At 67.2% G+C, this 23,301-nt stretch carries 22 protein-coding genes; 13 read left to right on the top strand and 9 right to left on the bottom strand.

Going from position 1 to position 23,301, the window contains the following annotated elements; genetic code table 11:
- Nucleotides 1–191 precede the first annotated feature (191 nt).
- Entirely contained in the window at nucleotides 192–806 is a 615-nt protein-coding gene (locus tag V9K99_RS35210; protein ID WP_337011860.1) for an NADPH-dependent FMN reductase, read from the bottom strand.
- A gap of 58 nt (nucleotides 807–864) precedes the next feature.
- Complete coding sequence (locus V9K99_RS35205) at nucleotides 865–1,542, bottom strand: DedA family protein (RefSeq protein ID WP_337011858.1); 678 nt, start codon at nucleotides 1,540–1,542, stop codon at nucleotides 865–867.
- A 133-nt stretch (nucleotides 1,543–1,675) separates the two neighbouring features.
- Here V9K99_RS35205 and V9K99_RS35200 point away from each other — a divergent pair, with 133 nt between their 5' ends.
- Together V9K99_RS35200 and V9K99_RS35195 are read left to right on the top strand one after the other, a co-directional pair.
- On the top strand, nucleotides 1,676–2,860 hold the full coding sequence (locus V9K99_RS35200; protein ID WP_337011856.1) for a sensor histidine kinase: 1,185 nt from the start codon (nucleotides 1,676–1,678) through the stop codon (nucleotides 2,858–2,860).
- On the top strand, nucleotides 2,851–3,510 hold the full coding sequence (locus V9K99_RS35195; RefSeq protein ID WP_337011854.1) for a response regulator transcription factor: 660 nt from the start codon (nucleotides 2,851–2,853) through the stop codon (nucleotides 3,508–3,510). The genes V9K99_RS35200 and V9K99_RS35195 overlap by 10 nt, the downstream gene beginning before the upstream one ends.
- A gap of 29 nt (nucleotides 3,511–3,539) precedes the next feature.
- Here V9K99_RS35195 and V9K99_RS35190 read toward each other — a convergent pair whose 3' ends face one another.
- Nucleotides 3,540–4,217, bottom strand: coding sequence for a TetR/AcrR family transcriptional regulator (locus V9K99_RS35190; RefSeq protein ID WP_337011851.1), 678 nt, complete (start codon nucleotides 4,215–4,217; stop codon nucleotides 3,540–3,542).
- A 113-nt stretch (nucleotides 4,218–4,330) separates the two neighbouring features.
- Here V9K99_RS35190 and V9K99_RS35185 point away from each other — a divergent pair, with 113 nt between their 5' ends.
- Complete coding sequence (locus V9K99_RS35185) at nucleotides 4,331–4,708, top strand: DUF4267 domain-containing protein (RefSeq protein WP_337011849.1); 378 nt, start codon at nucleotides 4,331–4,333, stop codon at nucleotides 4,706–4,708.
- A 173-nt stretch (nucleotides 4,709–4,881) separates the two neighbouring features.
- Nucleotides 4,882–5,187 carry an ArsR/SmtB family transcription factor gene (locus V9K99_RS35180; RefSeq protein ID WP_337011847.1) on the top strand — a complete coding sequence of 102 codons (306 nt, stop codon included), beginning with the start codon at nucleotides 4,882–4,884 and terminating at the stop codon, nucleotides 5,185–5,187.
- A gap of 45 nt (nucleotides 5,188–5,232) precedes the next feature.
- Here the strand turns inward: V9K99_RS35180 and V9K99_RS35175 are convergent, their stop codons facing one another.
- Nucleotides 5,233–5,856, bottom strand: coding sequence for an antibiotic biosynthesis monooxygenase family protein (locus tag V9K99_RS35175; protein ID WP_337011845.1), 624 nt, complete (start codon nucleotides 5,854–5,856; stop codon nucleotides 5,233–5,235).
- A gap of 120 nt (nucleotides 5,857–5,976) precedes the next feature.
- On the opposite strand from V9K99_RS35175, the gene V9K99_RS35170 reads away from it, so the two are divergent.
- The gene (locus V9K99_RS35170) at nucleotides 5,977–6,741 is read left to right on the top strand and encodes an AlkZ-related protein (protein ID WP_337011843.1); all 765 of its coding nucleotides are present in this window, start codon (nucleotides 5,977–5,979) and stop codon (nucleotides 6,739–6,741) included.
- A 33-nt stretch (nucleotides 6,742–6,774) separates the two neighbouring features.
- On the opposite strand, the gene V9K99_RS35165 is transcribed toward V9K99_RS35170, so the two are convergent.
- The 4 genes from V9K99_RS35165 to V9K99_RS35150 form a co-directional block, all read right to left on the bottom strand.
- Nucleotides 6,775–7,122 (bottom strand): VOC family protein, encoded by a 348-nt coding sequence (locus V9K99_RS35165; RefSeq protein WP_337011841.1) that lies wholly within the window; start codon nucleotides 7,120–7,122, stop codon nucleotides 6,775–6,777.
- A 2-nt stretch (nucleotides 7,123–7,124) separates the two neighbouring features.
- Complete coding sequence (locus V9K99_RS35160; protein WP_337011839.1) at nucleotides 7,125–7,946, bottom strand: MerR family transcriptional regulator; 822 nt, start codon at nucleotides 7,944–7,946, stop codon at nucleotides 7,125–7,127.
- Between the two features lie 229 nt (nucleotides 7,947–8,175).
- Nucleotides 8,176–9,546 carry a ricin-type beta-trefoil lectin domain protein gene (locus V9K99_RS35155; protein ID WP_337011837.1) on the bottom strand — a complete coding sequence of 457 codons (1,371 nt, stop codon included), beginning with the start codon at nucleotides 9,544–9,546 and terminating at the stop codon, nucleotides 8,176–8,178.
- A complete protein-coding gene (locus tag V9K99_RS35150; RefSeq protein WP_337011835.1) occupies nucleotides 9,546–11,441 on the bottom strand; it encodes a ricin-type beta-trefoil lectin domain protein in 1,896 nt (631 codons plus the stop codon). Before V9K99_RS35150 ends, V9K99_RS35155 begins: the two co-directional genes overlap by 1 nt.
- A gap of 236 nt (nucleotides 11,442–11,677) precedes the next feature.
- Here V9K99_RS35150 and V9K99_RS35145 point away from each other — a divergent pair, with 236 nt between their 5' ends.
- Nucleotides 11,678–12,892, top strand: coding sequence for a ricin-type beta-trefoil lectin domain protein (locus V9K99_RS35145; RefSeq protein WP_337011833.1), 1,215 nt, complete (start codon nucleotides 11,678–11,680; stop codon nucleotides 12,890–12,892).
- A 96-nt stretch (nucleotides 12,893–12,988) separates the two neighbouring features.
- Here V9K99_RS35145 and V9K99_RS35140 read toward each other — a convergent pair whose 3' ends face one another.
- Entirely contained in the window at nucleotides 12,989–14,182 is a 1,194-nt protein-coding gene (locus V9K99_RS35140) for an ROK family transcriptional regulator (protein WP_337011831.1), read from the bottom strand.
- Nucleotides 14,183–14,413: 231 nt separating this feature from the next.
- On the opposite strand from V9K99_RS35140, the gene V9K99_RS35135 reads away from it, so the two are divergent.
- The 7 genes from V9K99_RS35135 (at nucleotide 14,414) to V9K99_RS35105 (ending at nucleotide 22,995) form a co-directional block, all read left to right on the top strand.
- Entirely contained in the window at nucleotides 14,414–15,463 is a 1,050-nt protein-coding gene (locus V9K99_RS35135; protein ID WP_337011829.1) for a LacI family DNA-binding transcriptional regulator, read from the top strand.
- Nucleotides 15,464–15,627: 164 nt separating this feature from the next.
- Nucleotides 15,628–17,310, top strand: coding sequence for an ABC transporter substrate-binding protein (locus V9K99_RS35130; RefSeq protein WP_337011827.1), 1,683 nt, complete (start codon nucleotides 15,628–15,630; stop codon nucleotides 17,308–17,310).
- A 63-nt stretch (nucleotides 17,311–17,373) separates the two neighbouring features.
- Nucleotides 17,374–18,411 carry an ABC transporter ATP-binding protein gene (locus V9K99_RS35125; RefSeq protein WP_337009607.1) on the top strand — a complete coding sequence of 346 codons (1,038 nt, stop codon included), beginning with the start codon at nucleotides 17,374–17,376 and terminating at the stop codon, nucleotides 18,409–18,411.
- A complete protein-coding gene (locus V9K99_RS35120) occupies nucleotides 18,408–19,388 on the top strand; it encodes an ABC transporter permease (protein ID WP_337009605.1) in 981 nt (326 codons plus the stop codon). Before V9K99_RS35125 ends, V9K99_RS35120 begins: the two co-directional genes overlap by 4 nt.
- Nucleotides 19,388–20,401, top strand: coding sequence for an ABC transporter permease (locus V9K99_RS35115; protein WP_337009603.1), 1,014 nt, complete (start codon nucleotides 19,388–19,390; stop codon nucleotides 20,399–20,401). The genes V9K99_RS35120 and V9K99_RS35115 overlap by 1 nt, the downstream gene beginning before the upstream one ends.
- Before the next feature lie 106 nt (nucleotides 20,402–20,507).
- Nucleotides 20,508–21,512, top strand: coding sequence for an ABC transporter ATP-binding protein (locus tag V9K99_RS35110; RefSeq protein WP_337009601.1), 1,005 nt, complete (start codon nucleotides 20,508–20,510; stop codon nucleotides 21,510–21,512).
- Between the two features lie 85 nt (nucleotides 21,513–21,597).
- Nucleotides 21,598–22,995 (top strand): GH1 family beta-glucosidase, encoded by a 1,398-nt coding sequence (locus V9K99_RS35105; protein ID WP_337009599.1) that lies wholly within the window; start codon nucleotides 21,598–21,600, stop codon nucleotides 22,993–22,995.
- Nucleotides 22,996–23,301 lie beyond the last annotated feature (306 nt).

The raw sequence follows: 23,301 nt of genomic DNA, 5'->3' as shown, positions 1-23,301 counted from the left end.
AGCCGAGAGCACCCACCGGACTCTTACTCGCCAAACACGCGAGCAGCAACGCAATCGGATCCCCCGGCAACTGCACGCTCATGCAGACCCAGGCCCAACACCGACAGCAGCACGATCACACACACCCACGCGGACCACATAACCGTCGGGCGACCATCACGACACGGCTCTCGCTGCCGTGCACTGTCCTGCTACTGGGCTGGGGTTGGCTCTGCGACTGGTTGCAGGGCGATCGTGGTGGCCTGGACGATGCCGGCGTTGTTCCGGAGCCAGCCGGACAGCACCACCTGCAGATCCTCGAGGTCCCGCTCCTCCAGGATCACCCCGGGCACCGGCACACTCGCACCGAGCTCCGCCAGCACCGGCCGCAGATGCTGATCCGCCAGCAACTTGTGGCTCGGCGCGGCCGACACCGTCACCGGCACCACCACCGCACCCGCCAGCGCCTGTGGCCGCAGTACGTCGAGGAAGCTCTTCAGCAACCCCGTATAGCTCCCCTTGTAGACCGGCGTCGCGACCACGATCACGGACGCCGACGACACCAGATCGACCGCGTTCTCCAGCGCCGCCCGCTCCTCCTCGCCCGCGCTCTCCCCCTGGAAGATTGCCGGCGCGAAGGTCACCAGGTCGACCAGTTCGTCGATCCGGTACGGCGTACCGAGCTCAGACGCGAGCAGTTCGGCGACGGACGCGGCCGCTACCGCCGTCCGCGAACCCGCCCTGGGGTTGCCCACGACGGTGACGACAGACTGCGGCCACGCCGGCGGATCCGGCACGACCTGCGGTTCGAACGCGACTGAGGGCATCTGACCCAACTCCTGAGCTTCGGCAGTGATGGATCGAGCGTAACCAAAGTCGAGCGCCTTACTTGACTTTCTCAGATTCCGAACGCCTGGCCCTGACCTTGACCGCCACGAACCACCCCACAGCCGCCACCGCACCCGCGATCACGAACCATTGCAGGACGCCCACCGAGGACTCCACCAGATGCCACCGCTCACCGAGTTGGTACCCGGCGACGATCAGCGCTGAGTTCCAGAGCATGCTGCCCATTGCCGTGAGCGTCAGGAAGAGTGGCACCGACATCCGCTCCACTCCGGCCGGCACCGAGATCAGGCTTCGCACCACCGGCACCAATCGGCCGATGAGCACCGCCTTCGGCCCGTGCCGGGTGAACCAGTCCTCGGCCTTGTCGACGTCGTCGATCTTGACCAGCGGCAGCTTCCCCGCCAGCGCTCTGGTCCGATCACGGCCCAGCCCCGCACCCACGCCGTACAGGGCGAGCGCACCGACGATCGACCCGATCGTGGTGAACACGATCGCGCTGATCAGGCCGAGGTCACCGCGGCTGGCCGCGAATCCGGCCAGTGGCAGGATCACCTCGCTGGGCAGGGGTGGAAAGAGATTCTCCAGCGCCACCGCGAGCCCGGCACCCGGCGCACCGAGCTTCTCCATCAGGCTGATCGCCCATCCGGCCACACCTCCGGTCGGTTCCTGCGTCGCCTGCAGCGCGGTCATCATCACCTGATTCGTCGTGAACATGCCGACGACGGTAGGCCCGCGAACCGAGTCCGCACATTGAGGCAAACCGCCGTCTTTCGAAGGGGTTTTCCACAGTACAGAACTGCGGAAAACCACAGTTTCTTCTTGCTCTGTGCCCATTACTCTTGCGGGCATGCAGCAACGACACAGCCTCCCCCGACGGAGCATCGCGACCCTGGCGGGTCTGATGTCCGGCGCGCTCACGGGTGTCGTCGAGCTGCTGTTCGTGCTGTTCTCAGCGCTCGCGCTCGTTCCGGTCGTCGCAACCCCGCGTCTCCGGCGCTCGGTGGAGCGCTCCATCCATCGTTGCGCACGGCAACTTGCGGCGATGGAGCGGCGCCGCCTCGCCACCTTCCACGACATCCGGGATCTCGGTCCGTACTCCGACCGTTCTGCGTACGACTACATCCTCAGACGCTGGGCGATCGGCGGACTCGGTGGCCTCGTGGTGCTGTTACTTCTGTACGGGCTCGTCGTCGCGGGGACGATGATCAGCGCCTGGGCCCTGGGCGGGAGCTGGGGCTTCATCGAGAGCGCCGGCCGGGTCAGCACCGCGACGCTGCTGGTGGCCGCGGTCCCCGGCGCCCTGCTGCTGTACTTGAACGTGATGGGCCTCATCGGCATCGTCGACCTGGACGCCCGGCTCGCCCGTCGCCACCTGACGCCGTCCGTCGAGGAGGCGCTCACCCGCCGAATCTCGGAGCTGGCCGTCAGCCGGGCCGAGGTCGTCGAGGTGGTCAACGACGAGCGCCGCCGGATCGAGCGCGACCTCCACGACGGTCTGCAACAACGACTGGTGGCTCTCGGGCTCTTGCTCAGTCGCGCCCGGCGTACCCGCGACCCCGATCGAGCCGCCGAGTTGGTCCGTCAGGCGCACGAGGAGTCCGAGCAGGCGTTGGCAGATCTCCGCGAGGTCGCGTGGCGCGTGTACCCGACAGTGCTGGATCATCTCGGCCTTCGCGACGTACTGGCCGTCCTCGCCGAACGCTCCAGTATCCCCGTCCACCTGCACTACGACTTGCCGAGCCGTCCGCCCGCCGGCATCGAAACAGCCGCCTACTTCGTCATCTCCGAAGCGCTCACCAACGCCACGAAACACTCCACCGCCAACCAGATCGACATCACCTTGACCCGTCCCGTACAGACAGCCGGGCTGCTCACGGTCACCGTCGCCGACGATGGCCGCGGTGGCGCCGATCCGAGCGGGCGCGGACTCACCGGCTTGGCGGGCCGGGTAGCCGCCAGCGACGGACGGCTCACCATCACGAGTCCGCCCGGCGGACCAACGACGATCCACGCGGAGTTCCCATGCGAGTGATCCTGGCCGAGGATTCGACCCTGCTCCGCGAAGGGCTGGTCCGCCTGCTCCTCGAGGAAGGCCACGAGATCCCGGCAGCCGTCGGGGACGGCGACGCGCTGGTCGCCGCCGTCCGTGCGGCGGCCGACTCCGGCTCGTTGCCCGACGTGGTGTGCGTCGACGTCCGGATGCCACCGACCCACACCGACGAAGGGCTTCGCGCCGCAATCGCCATCCGCGAGAGCTGGCCGTCCGTCGGCGTTCTCGTCCTCTCGCAGTACGTCGAGAAGTCGTACGCGAGCGAGCTGATCACGTCCGGCCAGGACCGGATCGGCTACCTGCTGAAGGATCGGGTGATGCGCGTCGAGGAGTTCCTCGAGGCTCTCGACCGCGTCGGTTCAGGCGGTGTCGCCCTCGACCCCGAGGTCGTCCGCCAACTCCTGTCCCGCACCACTCACACCGATCCCTTACAGAAGCTCACGGCCCGCGAACGCGAAGTCCTCGCCACCATGGCCGAGGGCCACAACAACACCAGCATCGCCAAACGCCTCTACATCACCCCGAGCGCCGTTGAGAAACACGCCAACTCGATCTTCGACAAACTCGGCCTGACCCACACCCCCGGCTACAACCGCCGCATCCAGGCCGTCGTCACCTACCTGACCACCTAGTGGCGTGACTCAGATCCTTGGCCTGCCCCTCATGGTGTGGTCGGCCCGCTGGGAGTGCCGGCGATCTGAGTGATGAGGAAATCCAGCCGTTCCTCCTGGCCGGCCGGGGGGATGCGGCCGCTGTCCGATAAGACGGCCATGCCGTGCAACGCACTCCAGATGACTTCGGCGAACAGTTCGCGTCGTTCGTTGTGTGGGTCGAAGCAGTTGACGAACTCGTCGAAACCGGCCCGTAGCGGGGGCGGTGTCTCGGCGCTCGCGAACTTCAAGTCGGTGGGCAGCACGAACATGGCCTGATACAGGGCAGGTCGCTCCGTCGCGAACTCCAGATAGGCGCGGCAGACGGCGCGCAGCGCCTGCCCCGGCTCAGCTGCCGCCTGACCCGGCTCGGCTGCGGGCTGATCCGACTCGGCCGCGGGCTGACCCGGCTCGCCTGTGGGTTGACCTGACTGGGTGGCGGCCAGGCGCGCGCGGCGCAGGTGAGCTGCGAGTTCGCCGAAGCCGTCGATGGCGACGGCGGTCACGATGGCGTCTTTGCCGTCGAAGTGGCTGTACAGCACCGGCTGGCTGTACTCGACGCGTTCGGCCAGCCGTCGCGTCGTCACCGCCTCCCAGCCTTCGGCCTCCGCGAGTTCGCGCGCGGCGGTGACGATCAGCCGATGACGGTGGACGCGTTCACGTTCACGGCGCTCGTTGATGGCGGACATGACGACATCCTAGCAGCGCTAGACATTCTGTCGAGGACAGAGTTATCGTTGCTATCACTGCTAGCGCCGCTAGGAAGTCCTGCGGACTCCGCCACCGAGAAGGGAAGCAACCCATGCTCACCAACGTCGCCTATGTGCTCGCCGGACTGATCGGCGCAGGCATCATCGTCATCGGCGCCCGCGCTCTCTGGACACCGCAGGCCGCAGCCGGCTTTGGCATCCCCGGCACGCCGACCGACAACCCGAACTTTCAGGCCTGGCTGTCCGTCAAGGCGGTGCGCGACATTGCCTCGGGTCTCTTCGTCTTCGTCCTCCTGGCTGGAGCGACGCCCCACCTGCTGGGCTGGTTCATGCTGGCCGCGACCGGCATACCCGTCGGCGACGCGCTCATCGTGCTGCGCAGCAACGGACCCAAGGCCACCGCGTACGGCGTCCACGGGGCCACCGCCGTGGTGATGCTGGCGGTCAGCGTGCTCCTGCTCGTCGCGTGACCCTTTGCCACGCCGCCGGCGGCCACCCCACGGTCAAGCGGACGCTGCCAACCAATGGGATAGGCAGGCGCCGTCCCACAGACCATGAGTGGCACGAACCTGCTCGGATTCTGCCGTGAACTGCCGTCGCGGAGAGCGGTTCAGGGGGTGTGAGAGCGGGTTATATTCCTGGTATGGCAACTACGTTCGAGGTTCTGGCGGAGCCGCGGCGGCGGGAGATCCTCGACCTGTTGCGGGCCGGGGAGCGACCGGTCGGGGAGCTGGTGGACCAGTTGTCGTTGAGCCAGCCCGCGGTGTCGAAGCATCTGAAGGTACTGCGGGACGCCGGGCTGGTGGAGGTACGGCAGGACGCCCAGCGGCGGTGGTACCGGCTCCGTCCCGCACCGCTCGCGGAGATCGACGCCTGGCTCGAGCCGTACCGCGACCTGTGGCGGTCCCGCCTGGACGCCCTCGAAGCCCACCTCGAAACGATGGACTGACGACGGCCCGGACCGTGGTCCGGGCCGTGCTGGGCGATCGGGGTGTCAGGTGAGTTCGGGGACCCGGAGATGGGCGATGGCGAGTTCGAACTCGCAGACGTCGAGGACTTCGGCGCCGGCTTCCTTGGCGGTGGCCGAGCGCATCGAGGCGGCGGCTTCGCGGTTGCTGTCCATCGCCTCCTGACTGTCGTACGTGACCGAGGAGACCGCGCGACCCGTGGCGCGGTCGACCAGCAGACTGGCACTGCAGAAGCCGGCCAGGTCCTCGAGCCTCGGCAGTGACGCCATCTTGTAGACGTCGATCGCCCGGTCCAGGCTGGCCGGGTCGACCTTCACCCAGGTCGCACGAACGCAGGCGCCCTCGGCAGAGCGGTGGTCACGGTGCAGTACTGCGATCTCCCACTCCTCGACCTTCGGGCTGCCACCGCCCATCGACTGAGTGACCCGCTCGCGGATCGGGCGGAGCTCCTCGTCGGAGGCCCGCATCGCCTCCTCCGACTGCCAGGCGCTGGTGGCGATGCACCGTCCCGACTCCCGGTCGGCGAGCATGGACAGCCCGATACAGCCGTCCATCTCCAGGATCCTGGGCATCACTTCGTCACGCAGCTGCGCGATGCCGGCGTCGATCGACCCCGGCTTGGCGTTGATCGTGGTGGAACGCGCGTACACGGTCCACCCCCTTACCCATCAGGGCAGCGCCCCGATAGCGCCACCGGTCGCAACCCACATTGCTCCGCTCATCCGCACCTGGCAATGCCCCGCGCAACGCACCGATGATTGACTGGCCCGATGACAGAGCTCGGTCAGGCACGCGCTACCCGCTGGTGGGTCCGGGGACGACGAATCGGGTCGATCGAGCGGGCCGGGGCGTTCGTCGACGACGTCGGGTTCGCGTTGTTGTTTCCGGCACCGCGTGCCGTCGTACCGTCACTGTGGGAGGCGGTAGCGGGCGAGGACGCGGAGCCCTTCGGCGCCGGGATGGGGAAGAACGAGCAACGCGTCTGGACCTGGAAGGACGAACTGCCCCGCAGAGGTCTTGCCTGGTACGGCGCCTATCTCGGCGGCCGTGGCACCTTCCTCTCACCGGAGCTGCTCCGAGCGCTCTACCCGGCCGCGGGCGACCCGAGTGACCACCAGTCGCTGCAACTGTCGCCGGCGGCCCACGAGATCGCCAAGGCCATCACCGACGAGCCGTTGCCGAGCGCAACCCTGCGCGCACTGATCGGTGACAAGAGCCGCTACCAGCGCGCGATCACCGAACTCCAGCGGAATCTGCTGGTCACCAACGCAGGCGTGCACGAGTCCGGATCCGGCTGGCCCGCGGCCGTGATCGCGCTGACTTGCGAACTGTTCGACGTCGGCGGCGGCACCGATCACGCCTTTGCGACCGAGCGGTTTCTGGACACCATGCTGGAAACCACGCCAGGCGAGCTCGGCCGCGCCTACCGTTGGCCGGTGCCACAGGCCCGAGCCCACCTGAACGAGTTGGTCGACGACGGCCGAGCCACTTTCGACGGCACCAGGTACCGCGGACCGCTCGACGGAGCCAGGTAGCGAGGACCGGTCGGCGGCTCCCGGTTGCGATCCTTAGCGGATCTCGGCGAGGTCGAAGAGGTTGCCTTCGGGGTCGGCGAGGGTGACCCAGTGGATGCCGTACTCGTCGTACTCGTCGAGCCGTTTGCCGCCGAGGCCGACGAGCCGGTCGACCTCGGCGGCCCAGTCCTTGGTGGCGAGGTCGAGGTGGATGCGGTTCTTGCCGTTGCGGCCTTCGGGGACCTTGATGAACATCAGCGCCGTACCGGTGTCGCCGGACACGGTGGCGACGAACTCGTTGCCGTCGTCATCGACCTTCCGGCCGAGGACGTCGGCCCAGAACGCGGCGAGGGTGTGCGGGTTGTCGCTGTCGAAGGTGACTTGCTCGATGGAGATGGACACGTTCAGCCTTTCAGTGCAGGGATTCGCTGGATCGGCCAGCAGATCTCGGTTCGCCAGGCGGCCGGGTCGTCCACGTCGCCCGGACTGACGACGTACAGCTCCCGGATCGGCCCAGGTGCGACCTCGCAGTGTTCCGCGACGTGGCTGCCGAGCGCGCCGTAGCTGCGGTCGAAGTCGGTGAGTGGTCCGGTGTGTACGGCGATCGCGAAGAACCCACCTGGGATGTCGACGAGTTCGACGCCGTCGGCCGGTTCCTGATCCGGTGCGACCGGGAGGAACGCGACCACCTCGCCGGCGTCCTCGGTGAAGAAATCGTCGCTGTACGTCGCTCCGGACGTGGCCGTGATGCCGTGCGTCTCAGCCACGGCCCCCAGCCGGCGGAAGACCTGATCGCACCAGGGGCCGATCTGCTCGCGTTCGACCTGATCGCGGACGCCGTACGCACGGAACGCGGGGATGAAGCGGTAGTCAACGTCCAGTGCCGGTTGCCCAGGGGTCAGCATCTCGCGCAACGAGGTGACGACGTCGCGGGTGTGCGCGAGCTCCTGCTCCATCCGCTCGAGGTGCGTGCGGAGGGTCTCCTCGCGCCGCGAGTCGTCGGTCGTCTCGACGAGCTCGCGGACCTCCGGCAGCGGCATCCGGAGCTCCCGGAGTCGCCGGATCAGCAACGCCGTCTCGACCTGACTGGTCCCGTATCGCCGGTAGCCCGAGGTTGGGTCAACCGATGCTGGGGCCAGCAGGCCGATGTCGTGGTAGTGATGCAGCGTCTTCACGCTGAGATGCGTCAGGCGGGAGAACTCCCCCACCGTCACCAGTGCCGCCATGCCTGAACTCTCCACCCTCCGGTAGCCGGAGGGTCAAATCAAACACGAACCGGCCCCGCGACGCTGCACGCCGCGGGGCCGGTGAACGAGATGAAGCGGGCCTAGAGGTCCCCGGGGGGTGGCGAGGCTCCCGGACTGGTCGGGCCCCCGGGCTGGTGGAGCTTCCGGGGTGGGGTCCGGGGGCGGTGGTTGGTGGGGCGGGCGGTGTGGGCTCGCCCCACCGGGGGGGTCAGCCGCGGTAGCGGCCTATGACCTTGGTGTAGTCCCAGAGTTGCTGGGGTACGCCGCTGCAGCTGTCGGCCGGGCCGCCGGTGCACGGGCGGTCCCGGTTGACCGACCAGAAGGTGAACCGGGCCAGGTGGTGCTCGGAGGCGTAGGCCAGCATCGACTCGAAGTCGGATAAGTTGACCCGCTCGCCGGCGACGTCGGTCAACCCGTTCATCGACGAGATGCCGATCTTCCGGTACGCCGCGTCGTCGCTCAGCCCGTACGCCGCCTTCACCTGGTTCTTCAGTCCGTCGGCCGCCTGCCGGGTCAGTGCACCCATGTTGGTCGACCCACCACCGAAGTCGAACGGCATGATCACCCAGCCGTCCAGATTCAGCCCGGAGGCCGCGCCGCGCCGGATCAGGTCCTGCCCGTTGCCGTCCGGCCCCGACGTCGTCGTACCGAAGGTCAGGTACGTCGCGATCCCCGGGTTGTTCTGCTCGACGATCTTCAGCGCGTCGATGACCCGCTGCCGCACGGTCGCGTTGCTGAACTCGGTCGCCTCGATGTCCACGTCGAACGCCTTCAGCGACAGCGCGTTGATCACCTTCTGGTACGCCGCCGCCAGTTCACCCGCGCTCCCGCAGCTCTCACCGAGTTTGTTCCCGGACCAGCCGCCGACCGAGACGACGACGTCACCGCCGTTGGAGCGGATCGTGTTGATCGCCTGCTGGTCGACGCCGCCGGTCAACGGACGCTGACCGTCCCACATCGGGTTGCAGTACCCGTTGGACAGGATGAACGCCATCGTGAACCACTTCACCCCGGTCGCGTTCATCACGGTTGCCGGGTTCGGCGGGCTGCCCCAACCCTGATACAGGTACGGCGCTGCCGCCATCGGCGCACCACCGGTCGGCGGCGGCCCGTCATCGGCAGCCGGGACGTTCCACTTCTGGTTCGCGGCACCGGTGCACGACCACAACTGCAAAGGCGTCGCGTTGGCCGAATTGTTGCCGGTGACATCGAGACACTTGTTCGCCTGCGGGTTTACCAGATCGCGCGCGGACGTGTAGGTCCACTGCTGAGCAGCACTCCCGTTACAAGTCCATAGCTGGACCCGAGCACCGTTGGCCGTCGAACCACCGCTGACATCGAGACACTTGCCGAGGGCACGGATCGTCCCATCACCCGACCGGCTCCACGACTGCGCGGCCGTTCCGTTGCAGTCATACAGCTGTACGGCCGTCCCGTCCGCACTGTTGGCACCGGCAACATCCGCGCACTTCCCGGCCAGCCCGGTGATCGTCCCGGTCGCAGCCTGCGCGGGCCCTGCCATGACCAGCAATCCCGCACCGACTGTCACCGCCGCGGCAAGAGCCGCTGCCCGGCGCATCAGACGGTCCACTTCTGGTTCGCCGCACCCGTGCAGGTCCAGATCTGCAACGGTGTCGCGTTCGCGGAATTGTTGCCGGTGACATCAAGACACTTGCTCGCCTGTGGATTCACCAGATCACGTCCTGACGTATAGGTCCATTGTTGTGCGGCACTCCCGTTGCACGAATACAGCTGCACCCGAGCGCCATCGGCAACGGATCCCGCGTTCACGTCCAGACACTTGCCCAGGGCCCGGATCGTCCCGTCACCAGGCCGGGTCCACTGCTGAGCCGCCGTACCGTTGCAGTCATAAAGCTGTACGGCGGTCCCGTCGGCACTGTTGGCTCCGGCAACATCGATGCACTTGCCGGCCAGCCCGGTGATCGCCGTACCCGTGCCACCGCCGCTCTGCGAACCCGACCACGTGAACGTCGCCGAGGTCTTGGTCGGCAGCGTGTAGATGAACGACTGCGATCCCCAGTTCACTCGCACCGACTGCGAGCTGCCGGTCGTGTTGAACGCGATCAGCGCCTTCGACCCGTCCGGGTTCTTCCAGGCCACGTTCTTCACCGAGTTGTTCGCGGACGAGTCGATCCGGACCGCGCCCGGCTTCACGAACTTGGTCAGGTGACCCATCGTGTAGTACTCGACCGTCTTGTCCACCTGACCGGCTCGACTGCCACCGCGCTGCACCGTCACCAGACCTGTGCACACGTTGCAGCCGGCACCGACATACGGCAGGTGGTTCTGGTCGAGTGCGAGGCTCCACTTCACCCAGGACTTGCTCCAGTTGCGGGTGTAGTCGATCAGGTTGTTCATGTCCTCGACCTGCTGGTTCGCGATCCAGGTCCCGCCCGAGTGCTCGGTCATGTAGTGGTTCACGGTCGGGTACTGGTTGTGCACCTGCGTCTGCAGGTTCACGTCGCCGCCGTACCCGTGCCAGGCGATCCCGCCGAACAGCGGGTCGTTCCGGAGCGCGGCGTCGGCCAGCGGGACCGAGCCGAGGTCGTTGTAGTTGCCCCAGTTGTAGTCCAGGATCATCACCTTCGTGGTGATGCCGGCTGCCCGGAACGCGGGGATCAGGTGGTTCTTGGTGAACTCGAGCAGGCCGGAGCCATTCCAGTTCATCGACGCGTAGCCGGTGTCGTCGGTACCGCAGCAGGTCGGCTCGTTCTGCACCGACACGTAGTCGATGTGGTTGCCCTGGGCCTCGTTCTGCTGGACGTACTTGACGAAGTACTGGGCGTACATCGGGTAGTACTCCCACTTCAACCAGCCGCGGTTGGTGAACTTGTTGTTGTCCTTCATCCAGGCCGGCGAGCTCCACGGCGCGCCCTTCACCTTCAGCGCCGGGTTCAGCTGCTTGGCCTGTTTGGTCAGCGGTACGACGTCCGCCAGGTCATGGTTGATGCTGAAGTCGTTGAGATCGCAGCACGTGTCGTCGTACGAATAGTTGAACCGGGCCAGGTCGGAGGCGCCCATCGGGTTGCGGGTGAAGGCCAGCCCGATCCCGTTGACCGGGTCGAACAGATCCTTCATCACCTGGTTGCGAGTGGTGGCCGTGATCGTGTTGCTGCTGTTCAGCAGCCAGGCGGCGCTGTCGGTGAACGACGCACCGCCGCCTTCGAACGACTGGTACGTCGTGTTCTCGTTGACGGTGACGATCTGGTTCGCCGTACCTCCGGCCGGGCCGAAGTTGACCGGCGTCTGCTGCTGCAGGCCGCGAGTGACGTTGCGGCCGGCCGAGTCGTTCGTGGTGGTCAGCCAGATGTTGACCTGCTCACCGGCGGCCTGGGCCGGTGGCGGATTGCCGACAGTGAATCCGATGGCGGCGACGCACGCAGCCGCAACCGCGGCCGGCAGGAGGCGTCGTCGCCAGGGGCGGACGCGACGAAGTTCCCTGTTCGCGGGCATGGGGCGGTTCTCCCTTGTTCTAAAGGGTTCTGAGGACAGCGGGGAGTTGACGGCGTCTGCCCGCGCCGCAACAGGTGGTCACCACGAGGTAACCATCGGTGAATCCGCCTGTCAACGCTGAACCCGAACTTTTTTCACGTCTTTTATTTAGTCCCGACCTTGACGTGGGAGCGTTCTCACACGAGGATCCGGCCGAGCCCTGTCTCCCGACCGCCCCCGCGAGAAATGAGGCATCCATGAAGCGTTCCCGCATCACGGCGCTCGTCGCAATCGGCGCAGCACTCCTAGGCGCCGCCCTCCTGCAGTCCCCGGCCACCGCTCAACCTGAGTCCGCCACGGCGACCATCTGGGAGGACAACTTCGACGGCCCGGCCGGCCAGGCACCCGACCAGTCCAAGTGGCGCTACGACATCGGCGGCTCCGGCTGGGGAAACAACGAGCGCCAGTACTACACCAACAGCACCCGCAACTCCGCCCTCGACGGCAACGGCAACCTGGTGATCACCGCCCGCCGGGAAAGCGGCGGCCACCAGTGCCACTACGGCACCTGCGAGTACACGTCGGCCCGGTTGCTCACCGCGCAGACCTTCACCCAGACGTACGGCCGGTTCGAGGCACGGATCAAGATCCCCAGGACACAAGGGATCTGGCCGGCGTTCTGGATGCTCGGCGGCGGCAACTGGCCGAACGACGGCGAGATCGACATCATGGAGAACATCGGCCGCGAGCCCGCGACCGTGCACGGCACGATCCACGGACCTGGGTACGCCGGTGCCGGTGGCATCGGTGCGGCCTACAACCATCCGAACGGGTGGGCGTTCGCCGACGACCTCCACACCTTCCGGGTCGACTGGGAGCCGAACGCGATCACCTGGTTCGTCGACGGAGTCCAGTACCAGCGCCGGACCCCGGCCGACCTCGGCGGGAACGCCTGGGTGTTCAACCACCCGTTCTTCATGATCATGAACGTCGCGGTCGGCGGGAACTGGCCGGGCTACCCCGACGGGACGACGGTCCTGCCGCAGACGATGACGATCGACTACGTCCGCGTCTCCACCCTGGGCAGCACTTCAGGTGGTACGCCGATCACCGGCCTGGCCGGCAAGTGCGTCGACGTCGCCGCCGCCAACACCGCGGACGGTACGCCGGTCCAGCTCTACGACTGCAACGGCACCAACGCCCAGCAGTGGACCCGACCGGGTGACGGCACGATCCGGGCCCTGGGCAAGTGTCTCGACGTGAACGCGGGATCCGTTGCCGACGGCGCCAAAGTCCAGCTCTGGACCTGCAACGGAAGCGGTGCCCAGCAATGGGTCTACACGGCCGCCCGGGACCTGGTGAACCCACAGGCGAACAAGTGCCTCGATGTCACCGGCAACAACTCCGCCAACGCAACACCACTCCAAACCTGGAGCTGCTCCGGCGCAGCCAACCAGAAGTGGACCGCCTGATCCCGCTCTGATGGGTTGGCCCACTGGAAGGTGGGTTGGCCCACCGGAATCCGGGTGGGAAACCCACACGCTGGTGGGTCAGCCCACCAGAGGGAGCTAGCTCCGCGACGGCACAACGCCGCCGTCGCGTAGCAATCGGAGCACCGGCAGGGTCGCGGCGCCCAGTGCGACCGCGTCCCTGCCGAGCTCGCACAACTCGATCGACACCTGCGCGTACGGCTGACGCAACGCGTGCTCACCGACCGCCTCGCGCAATCGCGGTAGATACCGCTTCCCCAGTAGCAGTCCGGCCCAGCCGCCGAGCACGATCCGCTCCGGGTTGACCAGGTTCACCAGGTTCGCGACTCCGGCGGCCAGATACCCGACCGTGTCGTCCACGATCGTTGCCGCGACTTCCGACGTACCGACGGCGTCGAGCAACTCGACGAAGGCCGTCTCCTCGTCGGCGGCTTCCAGAACACCGCCGGCCTCCCGATACCGCTCGAGGATGGCCTCGGCACCGACGTACGCTTCCAAGCATCCGACCGCGCCACACCGGCACCGGCGACCGCCGTACGCGATCGTCATGTGGCCCCACTCGCCTGCACTGCTGCGAGTGCCGCGGTAGCTGGATCCGTCGGCCACAAGGGCCGCGCCGACACCGGAGCCGATCAGGGCGACCACTGCGTCCGTCGCACCGCGGCCGGCGCCGAACCACATCTCCGCCTGGCCGAGCATGTTCGCACCGTTGTCCACCTCGATCGGGATATCGGTGCCCTCGGCAAGCATCTGCCGCAGCGGTACGGCGTCCCACCCGAGTGTCTGCGCGTCGACGACAGCGTTGCCCTCGACAACGCCGGCGACCGCGACACCGAGACCGAGGATCAGGTCGGGCCGTACGCCGGACGAGGCGATCACCGCCATAAGCCCTTCCAGCACGTGTTTCACGACCACCGCGGGCGTCGGTGTGTCGATCGGATAGTCCGCTTGAGCAAGCACCGTCATCGAAAGGTCGAACAACTCGACCCGGACCCGTGTCTCGCCGACTTCTGCGCCCACGACGTACCGGAATGTCGGTGAGACTCGCAGCAGGATGCGCGGCCGGCCGCCCTCGGAGTCGACCGAGCCGGCCTCCTCGACGACACCTTCGGCGATCAGTTCGCTGACCAGGTTGCTCACGCTCGCGGCACTCAGTGACGTCCGGTGACCCAGTTCGTGCCGGCTGAGCGGACCCTCCCGGTAGATGGTGGTCAGCAGCGCCGACCGGTTGGACCGCCGCATGTCGCGCACAGTGGTCCGCCGAACGTCCATGCCTTCTACCCCTACCTGGTCCGGCCTCAGGCAGGCCGCTCACGCAGAGTTCATCACGCCGTACCGGCAGGCCGGAAGACTGACCTTTTTCCAGGTCATGAACTAAGTGGTGATTCGTTACCGTTCCGTGATTGACGGTTGCCGACGCCCTCGGCTTCACTCTACGGAACCGCTTCCGAAACCGGTTCCGGCCTCAGCTGGAGCCAACACCCGCCCGAGGGGAGCAGTGCAGTGTCGATCACCATCGCCGATGTCGCGGCGCGTGCCGGCGTCAGCAAGACGACCGTTTCGCGCGTCCTCAACGGCAAGGGCGAGCTCGACCTGCGGACCGCCGAGCGGGTTCGCCAGGTGATCGCAGAGCTCGGCTACGTGCCGAGCGCCCGCGCGGTCGGGCTGGCCCGCGGCCGGACCCGGATCGTCGGCATGCTCGTCCCGTCACTGACCTGGCCCTGGATGGGCGAGGTGCTGCAGGGCGCCGTCGACGTGGTCGAGAGCGAGGGCTACGGGCTGCTGCTCTTCACCTTCAACCGGGGTGAGGAGTCGATGCACCAGTTCGCGTCCCAGGTCTCGGCCCAGTCGTTCGACGGCCTCCTGGTGATCGAGCCCGAGGGCACCCTGACCTACATCGAGCAGTTGCACGCGCGCGGCCTGCCGGTCGTCCTGATCGACGACCGCGCCAAGCGCCCCCAGTTCCCGTCCGTCGCCACCACCAACCGGGCCGGCGGTGAGTCCGCCGCCCGGCACCTGCTGGAACTCGGCCGGCACCGGCCGCTGGTGATCACCGGCGTCGAGCGGTTCGGTTGTACCCACGAACGCCTGGACGGCTTCCGCGACACCTACGCCGAAGCCGGCGTCGAGCTCGACCCGAAGCTCGTGTTCGAAGGCGATTTCACCCACGAGAGCGGCCGCCGCGGCGTGCAGTACGCGCTCGACCAGCGGCTCGAGTTCGACGCGATCTTCGCCCACAACGACCTGTCCGCCGGCGGTGCCATCCAGGCCGTCCGGGAGTCGGGGCGGAACGTGCCGGACGACGTCTCGGTGGTCGGGTTCGACGACATCCCGTACGCCGAGCACACCGAGCCGCCGCTGACCACGGTGCATCAGCCGATGCGCCAGATGGGTCAGGCGGCGGCCCGGATGCTGATGGGGTACTTCGGTGGCACGCCGCTGCCCGAGGACCCGCAAGTGCTGCCGACGACGCTGATCGTCCGCGGCTCAACCGCCCCGAAAGTCAGCCCGAGGCCGGCGCCGAAACCCGCCCCCAAGCACCGGCGTCACTAGAACTCCGGCGGCGGGGCAGCTGCCCCTGTCCCGCCGCCGGTGAACCCCCCGATATCGATCCGTTAAGGCGTCCGCTCTTCCCATGAGAGCGTTCTCACGCCACGATGCACCTGCCCGCGCGGCTCAGGCGCGAGCATCCGCCAACAGATTCACAGGAGGAACCGATGCGAGCACGACGCACAGTCGCGCTGGCCCTCACGGGCCTGCTCGCGGCAGCCACCCTGGCTGCCTGTAGTAGCGGGGACGGGAACACCACGACCAGCGGATCCAGCAACGCCGCGACGGTGCTGAACGTCGGCATGCCGAACGGCCCGCAGACCGAGAACCACAACCCGTTCCTCGGCTCCTCCTCGGGTGCCTCGCTGGGGTACCGGTGGATGATCTTCGAGCCGCTGGTGATGATCAACGGCATCAAGCCGACCGAGCCCGGCAAGCCGTGGCTGGCGACCGAGTGGAAGTGGGACGCCAACTTCACCAAGCTGTCGTTCACCATCCGCGACGGCGTCAAGTTCTCCGACGGCAAGCCGATGACGGCCGAGGACGTCGCCTACTCGTTCCAGTTGCGCAAGGACAACGAGGGCCTGAACCAGGACGCCATCCCGTACGGCACCATCACCGCGTCGGGGAACAAGGTCGACCTGACCTTCACCCGGTCCCAGTTCGTCAACCAGAACAAGATCCTGACCGTGTTCGTCGTACCGAAGCACCAGTGGTCGACGTTGAAGGACCCGTCCCAGGACACGCTGAAGAGCCCGATCGGCACCGGGCCGTACACGGTGAAGTCGTTCACCCCGCAGACGACCACGCTGGTCGTGCGCGACTCGTACTGGCAGGACCTGCCGAAGGTGAAGGAGCTGCGCTACACGTCGTACAACGACAACAACGCGCAGACCACCGCGCTGTCCAACGGCGCGTCGGAGTGGAGCTTCGTCTTCGTCCCGAACGTGAAGGCCGTCTACCAGGACAAGAACCCGAAGCACCACAAGCTCTGGTTCCCGGCGAACCTCGGTATCCACGGTCTGTGGATCAACACCACCCGCAAGCCGTTCGACAACCCGGCGCTGCGGCGGGCGATGGACAAGGTGATCAACCGCGACGACATCTTCATGCAGGGTGAGGCCGGTTACTTCTACCCGAAGGTCGAGTCGATCACCGGTATCCCGACCCCGGCCGGTGAGTCGTTCATCGCGCCGGAGTTCAAGGACAAGAAGCACTCGGTCGACGTCGAGGCCGCGAAGAAGGAGCTGACCGACGCCGGCTTCAAGCTCGAGGGTGACGTCCTGAAGGACCTGACCGGCAAGCCGGTCACGATCACCCTGACCGACCCGGCCGGCTGGTCCGACTACATCACCGACCTGGAGATCATCAAGGACAACCTGTCCACGATCGGGATCAAGGCGACCGTCGACAAGGCCAACCAGGACGCCTGGTTCAAGGCGTTCGACGAGGGCAACTTCGACGCCGGGATGCACTGGACCAACGGCGGCGCGACGCCGTACGACATCTACCAGAACATCATGGACGGCAAGATCCTGAAGCCGGTCGGCAAGGGTGGGGTGAGCGGCAACTACGGCCGGTTCAACAGCCCGGAGGCGACCAAGGCGCTGGACCAGTACGCGAACGCGACCGACGACGCGACGCGGACCGCGGCGCTGAACACGCTGCAGAAGATCATGGTCGAGCAGATGCCGGTGATCCCCACCTCGGCCTCGAACGTCGGCGGTCTCTACAGCACCAAGAACTGGGAGGGCTGGCCGGACGAGCAGAACCAGTACGCGCCTGCGCAGCCGACCCAGCAGAACGCGCTGCAGATCGTCCTGAACCTGAAGCCCGCCGGCACCCAGTAACTGCCTGGCCGCGGCGCCGGGTGGCCCCGGCGCCGCGGCTGCCATGATTGGAGTCCGAACACCATGACGGTGACCGACACCGAGGTGGTTCTCGAGGCCGAGGGCCTCACCAAGCATTTCCCGGTACGGCGGGGAGTCCGCGACCTACTCACCAAGGACCGCAAGGTCGTGCACGCGGTGGACGACATCCGGCTCACGTTGCGCCGGGGCCGGGTCACCGCTCTCGTCGGTGAATCCGGCTCGGGCAAGTCGACCGTCGCCCGGCTGCTCGCCCAGTTGTACAGCCGTACGTCGGGAGACATCCGGCTGCACGGTGAGTCCGTCACCGTGAAGGGCGGCCGCAAGTTCCGCGCGTACTGCCGCCGGGTGCAGATGATCTTCCAGGACCCGTTCGCATCGCTGAACCCGACGCACACCGTCCGGTACCACCTGACCCGCGCGCTGAAGATCCACGGCCGGGCCGGCAACAATGCGACCGAGCTCGAGGAGAACCTCCGCGATCTGCTGCTCCGGGTCCAGCTCACTCCCCCGGAGCGCTACCTGGACAAGTTCCCGCACGAACTGTCCGGCGGTCAGCGCCAGCGGGTGTCGATCGCCCGTGCCCTCGGCGCCGATCCCGAGGCGCTGCTGGCCGATGAGCCGGTGTCGATGCTGGACGTGTCGATCCGCCTCGGCGTACTGAACCTGCTGCGGGACCTGAAGGAACGGCTCAACCTCGCCATCCTCTACATCACCCACGACATCGCGTCAGCCCGATACTTCGCCGACGAGACCCTGGTGATGTACGCCGGCCGGATGGTCGAAGGTGGTGACTCGGAGACGGTCACGCAGAACCCGGCCCACCCGTACACCCGGCTGCTGATCGAGAGCGCCCCCGATCCGGACCGGCTGGACCGGGTCGGCGACCTCCAGACCGAGGAGGATCGAGGCAGTGGCGAGCCGCCGAGCCTGATCGCCCCGCCGACCGGCTGCCGGTTCCACCCGCGCTGCGTGCACGCGATGCCGAAGTGCACGACCGACCTTCCGCCGCGCTTCGAGCTGCCGACCAATCACGGGCATTGGGCGGCCTGCTGGCTGTACGAGGAAGGAGCGGCGAAGTGAAGTTCCTGCTGCAGCGGATCGCGTTCTACCTGTTCACCGCGTGGGCAGCGCTCACCATCAACTTCTTCATCCCGCGGATGATCCCGGGCGACCCGGTCACCTCGCTGATCAACAAGTTCCAGGGCCAGCTCAGCACTGAGGCGATCAACTCGCTCTACGTGCTGTTCGGCCTGGACAAGAACGCCGGCCTGTGGAGCCAGTACGTCGACTACTGGGGTCAGGTGTTCCGCGGCGACCTCGGGTTGTCGTTCACCTTCTTCCCCACCCCGGTCTCGGAGATCCTGAGCCAGAGCCTGCCGTGGACGATCGCGCTGGTCGGCATCACCACGTTCGCCAGCTTCATGATCGGTACGTCGCTCGGCGTGCTGGCCGGCTGGCGACGCGGCTCCTGGCTGGACGGACTGTTGCCGGTGACAACATTCCTCTCGTCGATCCCGTACTTCTGGCTCGGTCTGCTGGCGATCACGCTGCTGGCCGGCCCGGACAGCATCTTCCCGTCGTCCGGCGGTTACGAGCCCGGCCTGGTGCCGTCGTGGAACGGTGAGTTCATCGGCAGTGCGATCCAGCACAGCCTGCTGCCGGCCGTCACCATCCTGATCTCGTCGGTCAGTGGTTGGATCCTGAGCATGCGGAACATGATGGTGACGGTCGCCTCGGAGGACTACATCACCGTTGCCCATGCCAAGGGTCTGCCCGAGCGCCGGGTGATGGTCAGCTACGCGGCCCGCAACGCGCTGCTGCCGAACGTCTCCGGCTTCGCCTTGTCACTCGGCTTCATCGTCGGCGGCACGCTGCTGGTGGAGATCGTCTTCTCCTACCCGGGCATCGGCTACAACCTGTTCCAGGCGGTCGGGGCGAAGGACTACCCGTTGATGCAGGGCATCTTCCTCGTCATCACGCTGTCGGTCCTGGTCGCCAACCTGATGGCCGACATCGCCTACCTGCTGCTCGACCCGCGGACCCGGAAGGAGGGCTGATGACAGCCACCATCGCGGCGGTGACCCCCGCCGAGACCCCGGTCGCCGCCAAGCGCCGCCGGTTGAGATTCGTCGCCAACCCGAAGGCCGCGACCGGCCTGATCGTGCTCGCGTTCTTCTGCCTGATCGCGATCATCGGCCCGTGGATCGCGCCGTACGATCCGTCCGCCCGGAGCAGCGACCTGATCCAGCCACCGTCCGGCAAGCACTGGTTCGGTACGACGCACCTCGGGCAGGACATCTTCAGTCAGGTCCTCGTGGGGACGCGGGGCGTGATGTTCGTCGGTCTGCTGGCCGGCATCGTCGCGACCGCGTTGTCCGTCCTGATCGGCGTCAGCGCCGGCTTCCTCGGCGGCGCCGCCGACGAGAGCCTGTCGGCGTTGTCCAACGTCTTCCTGGTCATCCCGGCGCTGCCGCTGATCATCATCGTCGCCTCGACGATCCCTTCGGCCGGCGATCTCATGGTTGCCTTGGTCATCGGTCTCACCTCGTGGGCGTGGGGCGCGCGAGTGCTCCGGGCGCAGACGCTGTCGTTGCGCCGCCGCGACTACGTGGAGGCCGCGCGGGCAACCGGTGAGAGCACCTGGCGGATCATCACCGCCGAGATCATGCCGAACCTGACCGCGATCATCGCCTCCGGATTCGTCGGCACGGTGATCTTCGCGGTGATGTCCGAGATCACCCTGGCCTTCATCGGGATCTCCACCATCTCCGAGTGGAACTGGGGCACGATCCTGTTCTGGGCGCAGAGCCAGCAGGCACTGGCCCAGGGCGCCTGGTGGTGGTTCGTCCCAGCCGGTCTGGCGATCGCGATCCTCGGTACGGCGCTGTCGCTGATCAACTTCGGGATCGACGAGTTCGTCAGCCCGCGGTTGCGCAGCAGCGGTCACACCCGGGTCAAGACGAAGGACGGTCACTCGGTTCGGATGCGAGTCGGGTTCACGCCGGTGCTCGGCAACAAGGCCGGTCCTGCGACTCCCGTCGTACGCCGAAAGAAGGAGGAGGCCGCATGACTGTACACATTGCCTCGCTACCGCTCGGCGGGTCATCGGGCTGGAACTCCCGGCCTTCCCTCGTCGCTCCAGTCGCTTCGCTCCTCAGTCCAGGCCGGGAGGCCCAATGACCAGGCCAGTGCTGGAGATCAAGGACTTCTGCGTCGACTACGGTCTCGGCGACGAGGCTGTGCAGGCGGTCCGCGATGTCACGCTCACCCTGCATCGCGGTGAGGTGCTCGGGCTGGCCGGTGAGAGCGGCAGCGGCAAGTCGACCCTCGCGTACGGCGTCACGCGGCTGCTCCCACCGCCGGGCGTCATCAGTGGTGGGTCCGTCGTCTACCACCCGCCGAGCGGTGACGCGTACGACGTGATGGCGCTGACCGACCCCGAGTTGCGGGCGTTCCGGTGGGCCGAGACGTCGATCGTGTTCCAGGGCGCGATGAACTCGCTGAACCCGGTGCACAAGGTCTCGACTCAGATGCTCGACGTGATCAAGGCGCACGAGCCTGGGTTGACCCCGCAGGCCCGGACCGCGCGGGCGAAGGAGATGCTCAAGCTGGTCGGGATCTCGGCCGACCGGATGGACGCGTACCCGCACCAACTGTCCGGCGGGATGCGGCAGCGGGTGATGATCGGGATGGCGCTCGTCCTCGAACCGCAGATCGTCATCATGGACGAGCCGACCACCGCGCTCGATGTGGTGATGCAGCGGCAGATCCTCGCCCAGCTGGTCGAACTGCGCGAGCGGCTGGGGTTCTCGGTGCTGTTCATCACCCACGACCTGTCGCTGCTGGTCGAGTTCTCCGATCGGATCGCGATCATGTACGGCGGCCGGATCGTGGAGGAGGCGCGGTCGGCGGACCTGTACAAGGACTCGTTGCATCCGTACAGCGAGGGGCTGCTGAAGTCGTTCCCGGCGTTGCGCGGTCCGCGCCGGGAACTTGCCGGGATCCCCGGCTCACCGCCCGATCTGCGCGGGATGCCGGCCGGGTGCTCGTTCCATCCACGCTGCCCGCACGCGTTCGACCGCTGCTCGGAGGAGATCCCGATCCTCGGCGTCCCGTCCGCCCGCAACGATCCCAGCCGTTCCGTCGCCTGCTGGCTGCCGGGCCGCGTTCCGGTCGGCTGATCCCATCCCCTTGCGTCCGAAGATCCGTGGCCTATAACCCTCGGTTCTTCGGACGCAAGACCACCACTTCTGCGAAGAGAGTCAGATGAGCACAACTTCTGTTTCGGGGGACGCCGAACTGATCGCGGGCCTACCGGCCGGATTCCGGTGGGGTGTCGCGACGTCGGCGTACCAGATCGAGGGCGCGGTCTCCGTTGACGGGCGGACGCCCTCGATCTGGGACACTTACTGCCGGGTGCCCGGTGCGATCGACAACGGCGACACCGGCGACATCGCCTGCGACCACTACCACCGGATGCCAGCCGATGTTGCCTTGATCAAGGAACTCGGACTGGACACGTACCGGTTCTCGGTCGCGTGGCCGCGGGTCCAGCCGCGCGGGAAGGGCCCGGTGAACCCGGCCGGGATCGCGTTCTACGACCGGCTCGTCGACGAACTGCTTGCCCAGGGCATCGATCCGTGGGTGACGCTGTACCACTGGGATCTGCCCCAGGAGCTCGAAGACGCAGGCGGCTGGCCGGTGCGCGACACGGCGTACCGGTTCGCGGACTACTCGATGCTCGTCTTCGACGCGTTGAGCGATCGCGTCGACACCTGGACCACTCTGAACGAACCGTGGTGCTCAGCCATGCTCGGCTACGCGTACGGCGCACATGCGCCAGGCCGGCGTGAGTACCCGGCGGCTCTCGCGGCCGTGCATCACCTCCTGCTCGGGCACGGTCTCGCCACAGTCCGGATGCGCGAGGCGGCCCCGCGCAAGGTGGACATCGGGATCACGTTGAACGTGGCAACGGCGTACCCGGCCTCGCCTGCCGACGCGGACGTGGATGCGGCCCGACGCGCCGACGGTATGGGCCGGCGGATCTATCTCGATCCCTTGGTTTTCGGGCGCTACCCCGCCGACGTGGTCGCCGACCTGGCTGCTGAGGGTGTCGAGCTCCCCGTCCTCGATGGCGATCTCGAGCTCATCTCGGCGCCGATCGACGTACTCGGGGTGAACTACTACTTCAGCCAGAAGTTCACCGGGTACGACGAGGACGGCCGGACCGTGGACGACGACGGCCGGCCGGTCAGCCGCACCATCCCGCTGGACAAGCCCCGCACCGCGATGGACTGGGAGATCGTCCCCGAAGGCTTCACCGACCTCCTGCTCAGCATCGCCCGCGACTACCCCGGCCTCCCGATGGTCATCACCGAAAACGGCTCCGCCTTCGAAGACACCCCCGACGAGTCTGGCTTCGTAGCCGACGAGGACCGCACCGCCTACTTCACCACCCACCTCGCCGCCGTCGCCGAGGCCATCCGCCAAGGCGCCGACATCCGTGGCTACCTAGCCTGGTCCCTGCTCGACAACTTCGAATGGGCCTACGGCTACGCCAAACGGTTCGGCATAGTCCGAGTCGACTACCAAACCCAAACCCGAACCCCCAAACAAAGCGCCCTCTACCTCAAGGGCTTGGCCCAACAACACCGAGCCCAGTAGCCCACGCCGCCGCTCACCCGACCACACCGGCGTGGTCCCGGCCACCCTGGTCGGGACCGCGCCGGCGCTACGCTCGGCTCCTACGTCGCGAGCACGCGCCTGCTGAACCGCCTGTCGCCAGGAACAAGCAGGTGTGAGAGCAACGGCGGAGTTGGCCAACCGCCGGCCCTGCGCTCCCACCACCTCCTGCGCGGCCAACGCCGTGGTACCGGGCACCGTTGCCGGGACCACGCTGCTGCTTAGCCCGCTCTACGTCGCGTGCACGCGCCCGCTCAACTGCTTCGGCATTGTCGGAGTCGAGGTTGA

Origin of the sequence: Kribbella sp. CCNWLW201, assembly GCF_037203805.1 — a bacterium.
Classification (GTDB): domain Bacteria; phylum Actinomycetota; class Actinomycetes; order Propionibacteriales; family Kribbellaceae; genus Kribbella.
Note: the sequence above shows the minus strand (reverse complement) of the source record. Positions and strands in the feature narration are given on the sequence as shown.